This is a genomic window from Holdemania filiformis DSM 12042, from assembly GCF_000157995.1.
GTDB lineage: Bacteria > Bacillota_I > Bacilli_A > Erysipelotrichales > Erysipelotrichaceae > Holdemania > Holdemania filiformis.
The window spans coordinates 222,447-228,074 of sequence record NZ_GG657557.1 but is presented as its reverse complement, the minus strand read 5'-3'; the positions used below and the strand labels follow the sequence as shown (position 1 = coordinate 228,074).

Genomic DNA, 5,628 nt, shown 5'->3' with positions numbered 1-5,628 from the left:
AATACGCCTGAAGGAAGAAATCTTCGAACCAGCCTTGAACTTTGGGAGCAGGGGGAGAGGAGGTAGAACTCGGAAATCAGGAATACCCTCCAGGCAAGAAACTGACGAGGGGTTCTGGAAGGTTTTGTCTTCCAGAATGATGCTTGCATCATTTTTCTTGCTTTTATGGATGCCTCTCTATCGCAGCCAAGGCAGAATGTCTTGACATGACATTGATATGAAAAGACAAAATACGGAACTCAGATCAGGATTGACATTCAGCCCGCTCATTGGTATAATACATGATATTAGTCTGATATCGGACTAATGTAACGTGAGTTTGTCCTGTAAAATAGAATTTATAAACGGTTGCTTCTAAAGAATCAGAGGGAGGAAGAACGATGATGCATGAGATTCAGACGTTAATGCTGGAATATTATGAACTGTGGGGACGCATGGATGCGGTCTATGATCGGTGGGCAAAAGCGCATGGAATGACCTATACGGAGCTGATGGTTCTTTATGCGCTGTGGGAAACGAAACAGCCGATAACACAGCGGGATCTGTGTCAGGAGCAGCATTTGCCAAAACAGACGGTGAATTCAGTTTTGCACGCCCTGGCGAAGCGCCAGCTCGTAGTTTTTAGGGAATCCGCACTGGATCACCGGCGCAAGGAAATCCTTCTGACACAAGCGGGAAAAGCGCTGGCCGGCGACGTGATCCAAGAACTTCAGGCTCATGAGATGCAGGTAATCCAAAGGGTTGGCATAACCTCGATGAAAACAATGCTGACGGAAACGCGGCGATTCCTCGAGGCATTTGAGGAGGCAGGAAAATGACAAAAACTTTTTTTAAATATGTAATCCCCTCCATGCTGGCATTTGCCTTGTCAGGGATTTACGCAATTGTCGACGGCTTTTTTGTCGGCAACAGTGTTGGCGATCAGGGATTGGCGACAATCAATCTGGTCTATCCGCTGGTCGCTCTGATCCAAGCCGCGGGTACCGGTGTCGGCATGGCCGGCGCGATTCATTTTGCGATTGCCGAGGGAGGAAAGCGGATTAACGAGCGTAACCGGTATTTCTGGATTACATGCGGACTGTTGATCGCGGTCAGTTTGCTTCTGACCCTGGTGTATCTGCCGCTGAATAAAACGCTGCTGCACCTTCTGGGAATGCAGGGACAATTGGAAATCTACGGGCTGCAATATATGCGGGTTATCACGGTAGGCATCTTATTTCAGGTGCTGGGCGTTGGGCTGGTGCCGTTAATCCGTAATATGGGGAAGTCGCTGCAGGCGATGGCGGCGATGATCGCCGGCTTTCTCACGAATATTGTTCTGGATTATCTCCTGGTCTGGATCCTGCCGTATGGTCTGCCGGGCGCGGCGGCGGCCACGGTGCTGGGGCAGGCGGTAACGGTGCTCTGGTGCGCCGCGGTCTTGTTTCCTGTCCGGAAAACCTTAAAAGCCCAATGGGATAAAGGGTGGGAATATCAAACGACGCGGATTCTGAAGCTGACGCCTTCCCCGTTGGGACTGACCTTTGTGCCGAATGTAACGTTGATTCTGATCAATTGGAGCGCAATGCAATTCGGCGGTGATCCGGCGGTCAGTGCCTATGCGGTAATCAGCTACGTCTGCTGTGTGATGCTGCTTTTGCTGCAGGGGGTAAGCGATGGAACACAGCCGTTGTTCAGCCAATATTATGGAGAACAGAAACCGGATAAAGTCCGCCGGGTGCGGCGTCTGGCGTTTCAATTTGGTCTGGCCATTGCTTTGGCGAGTGTGCTTTTACTGTATGGTCTGCGCTATGAGGCGGCTGTCCTGTTCGGAGCCTCTGAAGAAATTGTCGCGATGGTGGGGGAAAGCCTGCCCATCTTTATTCTTGGCTTTGTGTTCGTCGCGATATCGCGCATCGCGATTTCCTATTTCTATGCCACAGAGAAGAATAAATATGCCTATCTGCTGATCTATGGCGAACCTTTGATTTTAGCGGCGCTGCTGCTGATCCTGCCGCAACGATGCGGGATTGCAGGCACCTGGGCGGCAGTTCCGGTATCGCAGCTGGCAGTTGCGGTTCTCAGCTTGGGCTTACTGAAAAAGGTGCAGCGGAAAGAGGAAAAATTTCGAATCGAACAACGGAACCAGACCGTGGAAAGAAGTTGTTAATAAACGTGATCGGCGGGCATCGGCATTGTATTCTTTGCTTACCGGTCTGTCCTTTGCGAAACCGCCTCGTTTCCTTTTGCCCCAGGAAGGACAATAAGCTGCGGTAATTAATATAGAAGAGAAATTCCAGTTTAAGAAATCGGCTGTTTGATCAGGCGGGGACGACCCGTACCTGAAGCTGGGTTACATATTCTTCATAGCGTTGAGTTTCATGGATGTCGATTAACAGAAATTCAAGAAAATTTCCTGCGGGTTTCAGATGTTGATTCTCGATCGTTTCCTGCAAAAGCCGCAGATGTTCGTGGTGGGTATCATAACGCCCACTGTAAGTCAGGGTGAGATAATCGCCTGCTTCCAAGGTGAAATCGTAGGATTCATCTTCCGTGCAGATAAACACCGACGTACAGCGGACGGAACCGTCCGGCTGCAGCTCAAGCATCGAGCCGGTATCAACGTTGCCAAGAATGGAGAGTTGTTCCTCCAATCGTCCGGATAACTTCGTCAACAGAAAGTCGATATCTTCGTCGTGTTCAATGTTTTCTTTCAGAAGCAGACACCGCCGCTTTTCAAATGTTCTCAGGCAAACCTGATTCATCGGCTCGCTGAGCGCTTCCTCGAGGCTCTGACGGCGGTTTTGCACATCCTGAAGGTCTTTCTTCATCTCCTCGATACGCTGCCGCAGAATGGCTTCCTTTTCGTCCAGCAGGCTGCGGGTCGTCGCGACGGAGCGGGCGTCCAGATAGGTTTTGATCTGGCGGGTGCTGAACCCCAGCTTTAATAAATCGCGGATGACGTTCAGCCGCCAGATATCGCTGAGCGAGTACAACCGGTAATTCCCTTCGCTGCGCTGCGGCTGAATCAGACCGATTTTCTCGTAGTACCGGAGGGAATCGGCACCGATATGGTATAATCGGCAGATTTCCTGAATCTGATATAGGTTTTTCATGTGTTCACCCCTTGACTTTAGTATTATACCAAGGTTTATACTGATTCAGAAAGGAGGAAGTATGAGTTTAAAACGAAAATTTATACGCTTTGTTTTGCCGTCGATCGCTTCGATGCTGGTATTTAATTTATATACGATGGTCGACGGGATCTTTATTGCTAATTATGCCGGGGAAACGGCGCTGGCCGCTGTCAACCTGGCGATGCCGTTCATCAATTTCATGTTTGCTTTTTCTCTGCTGCTGTCGATCGGCGCGTCGACGTTGATTTCAATCCATCGAGGCGCGGGGCGAACGGAGCGGGCAAATCAGCTGTTTTCGATGAATACGGCGGTGCTTTCGGTCTTGGCGTTGCTCATATCGGTGAGCTGCGTGCTCTTTGCCCAGCCGTTGGCGGTCTTTCTGGGAGCCGGCAGCGATACGCTGAATTATGTAACGGAGTATCTCCGGATTATCGGGGGATTCGGCTTTTTCTTCATTGTGTCTTATTCGTTTGAAGTCTTGATCAAAGCGGATGGTTTTCCGCAGCTGTCAACCTTCGGCGTACTGTTAGGCGCAGTGACGAATATTGTATTGGACGCCTTGTTTGTCTTTGGATTTCATTGGGGGCTGGCGGGGGCGGCTTGGGCAACCGGCATTTCGCAGCTACTGACGTTTCTTGTCTTTTTCAGTCATTTTCTGTTCAGCCGGAAAACTCATTTCCATTTTACGCGGTTTACATTGGATTTATCGCAGTATCAGCGGATTGTGCCGATCGGCATCGCCGACTGCATTACGGAATTATCGGCGGGGGTCATCGTCTTTGCGTTTAACCATCAGATTTTATCCATCATCGGAACCTCCGGCGTCGTCAGCTACACCGTGATGACGTATGTCTATAATCTGGTGTTGATGGCGTTTGTGGGCATTGCGCAGGGCTGCCAGCCGTTGGTGAGCTATGCCGTGGGGCAGCAGGATTCGAAAACGATCAAATTGGTCTATCGTTATGGCCTGACGGCGGTCGCGCTGACTTCGGTGCTGTGCTTCGGCGGCTGTTGGATTTTTACGCCGCAGATCGTTTCGGTCTTCATCCGGCCGCAGGAAACGGCATTGTTTGGCAGCACGATAGCGGCGTTCCGCCTGTATTCCTTCTGTTTTCTGATCATGGGCTATAATGTGCTGACTTCCGGCTTCTTCGTTGCGCTGGCTAAACCGAAGGCGGCGCTGATGTTGTCGCTGGCCCGGGGGATCGTTGTGATCCTGGCCTGTCTGCTTGCGATGTCGTCGGTTTTCGGAGCGTTGGGAATCTGGCTCACGCCGACAGTGAGCGAGGGCTTGTGTCTGATCTTGAGTTTTATTTTGTTAATCAAGGCGAAATCATGGGCAGCGGCATAGGACCGCTGCTTTTTTCATACAATGAAGCGATGAAACGGTTAAAACGGAAATGCTGGGCAACAGGGAGCTTGATTGTACTGTTGATCGCCGCTTTGGTGATGCGGGCGTTTAGCCGCGCGATCACAGTCATGTCTGATACGCGATTAAGCGGAATGACGATCGTGATTGATGCGGGACATGGGGGAAAGGATCCGGGAGCGCGGAGTCAGGCGATCGACGAAGATGAGATTAATTTAAAAACGGCGAAGAAGCTGCAGCGGTTATTGGAAGGCGCGGGCGCTGAAGTGATTATGATCCGCGAGGAGGACGTCGATCTGGCGCCGGCCGACGCGAAGAACGCGAAACGAGCTGATTTAAAAAGACGGGTTGAGATCATGAATCAGCCGCAGGTGACGTTGTTTGTCAGTATTCATTGCAATATTTCGCTGGACAGCCGGGTCCATGGGGCAGAGGTGTATTATCAGCAGGATAACGAGAATTCGCATCAGCTGGCAGCCGCGGTGCTGGAACGGCTGCGGTCGGTGACCAATTCCAAGTTCCAGCCCAAAACGGGAAATATTTATATTTTGAAACAGACGACAACACTGGGAATTCTGGCGGAGATCGGATTTTTATCCAACGGTCAGGATTTATCCGCGCTGCAGAAGGATGAACACCTGGATGAAATTGCTTACGCGATCTTTCAGGGGATCGACGATTTTGTTAAGATTCTGGAATAATGCGGATTTTGCGGGCGAGGGGAACCGGCGAATCAAAGCGATGCGAAAAAAATCAAAAAAAGTTTAAAAAGTTGTTGACACTTTATTTTCCTCGTGGTATATTTATTAAGCATTCGATGGGAAACAGTTAATTGGGCCTGTAGCTCAGGTGGTTAGAGCGCACCCCTGATAAGGGTGAGGTCGTTGGTTCAAGTCCATTCAGGCCCACCATCGAATTTAAATATACATGGGGTATTAGCTCAGCTGGGAGAGCGCCTGCTTTGCACGCAGGAGGTCAACGGTTCGATCCCGTTATGCTCCACCATGTTAATGAGATTATTGGGATATCGCAGTAAATAGCGGATCCCTTTTTTGTATATTAGAAACCACAAGAGAACCGGAGTTGGGATATCTGAGGACAGGAATACCAGTTCCTGACCGAATGCGGACCGTCATTTATAAA

At 50.2% G+C, this 5,628-nt stretch carries 5 protein-coding genes and 2 tRNA genes; 6 read left to right on the top strand and 1 reads right to left on the bottom strand.

Going from position 1 to position 5,628, the window contains the following annotated elements; genetic code table 11:
- The first annotated feature begins 380 nt into the window (after positions 1 to 380).
- Positions 381 to 818, top strand: a complete 438-nt coding sequence (locus HOLDEFILI_RS09965) for a MarR family winged helix-turn-helix transcriptional regulator (protein WP_006059532.1) — start codon at positions 381 to 383, stop codon at positions 816 to 818.
- Positions 815 to 2,149, top strand: coding sequence for an MATE family efflux transporter (locus HOLDEFILI_RS09960; protein ID WP_006059531.1), 1,335 nt, complete (start codon positions 815 to 817; stop codon positions 2,147 to 2,149). Before HOLDEFILI_RS09965 ends, HOLDEFILI_RS09960 begins: the two co-directional genes overlap by 4 nt.
- Positions 2,150 to 2,300: 151 nt before the next feature.
- Here HOLDEFILI_RS09960 and HOLDEFILI_RS09955 read toward each other — a convergent pair whose 3' ends face one another.
- A complete protein-coding gene (locus tag HOLDEFILI_RS09955; protein ID WP_006059530.1) occupies positions 2,301 to 3,095 on the bottom strand; it encodes a MerR family transcriptional regulator in 795 nt (264 codons plus the stop codon).
- A 61-nt stretch (positions 3,096 to 3,156) separates the two neighbouring features.
- Between HOLDEFILI_RS09955 and HOLDEFILI_RS09950 the strand changes: the two genes are divergently transcribed.
- From HOLDEFILI_RS09950 to HOLDEFILI_RS09935, 4 genes are all read left to right on the top strand, one after another.
- Positions 3,157 to 4,467, top strand: coding sequence for an MATE family efflux transporter (locus HOLDEFILI_RS09950; RefSeq protein ID WP_039864632.1), 1,311 nt, complete (start codon positions 3,157 to 3,159; stop codon positions 4,465 to 4,467).
- 29 nt (positions 4,468 to 4,496) lie between these two features.
- Entirely contained in the window at positions 4,497 to 5,186 is a 690-nt protein-coding gene (locus HOLDEFILI_RS09945; RefSeq protein ID WP_039864759.1) for an N-acetylmuramoyl-L-alanine amidase family protein, read from the top strand.
- A gap of 133 nt (positions 5,187 to 5,319) precedes the next feature.
- Positions 5,320 to 5,396 (top strand) — tRNA-Ile (locus HOLDEFILI_RS09940).
- Positions 5,397 to 5,414: 18 nt separating this feature from the next.
- Positions 5,415 to 5,490: transfer RNA gene (locus tag HOLDEFILI_RS09935), tRNA-Ala, on the top strand.
- The last annotated feature ends 138 nt before the right edge of the window (positions 5,491 to 5,628 follow it).

Excerpts from the sequence above, each read along its gene's own strand:
- HOLDEFILI_RS09965 (WP_006059532.1), top strand. The coding sequence starts at position 381 with ATGATGCATGAGATTCAGACGTTAATGCTGGAATATTATGAACTGTGG.
- HOLDEFILI_RS09960 (WP_006059531.1), top strand. The coding sequence starts at position 815 with ATGACAAAAACTTTTTTTAAATATGTAATCCCCTCCATGCTGGCATTT.
- HOLDEFILI_RS09955 (WP_006059530.1), bottom strand. The coding sequence starts at position 3,095 with ATGAAAAACCTATATCAGATTCAGGAAATCTGCCGATTATACCATATC.
- HOLDEFILI_RS09950 (WP_039864632.1), top strand. The coding sequence starts at position 3,157 with ATGAGTTTAAAACGAAAATTTATACGCTTTGTTTTGCCGTCGATCGCT.
- HOLDEFILI_RS09945 (WP_039864759.1), top strand. The coding sequence starts at position 4,497 with ATGAAACGGTTAAAACGGAAATGCTGGGCAACAGGGAGCTTGATTGTA.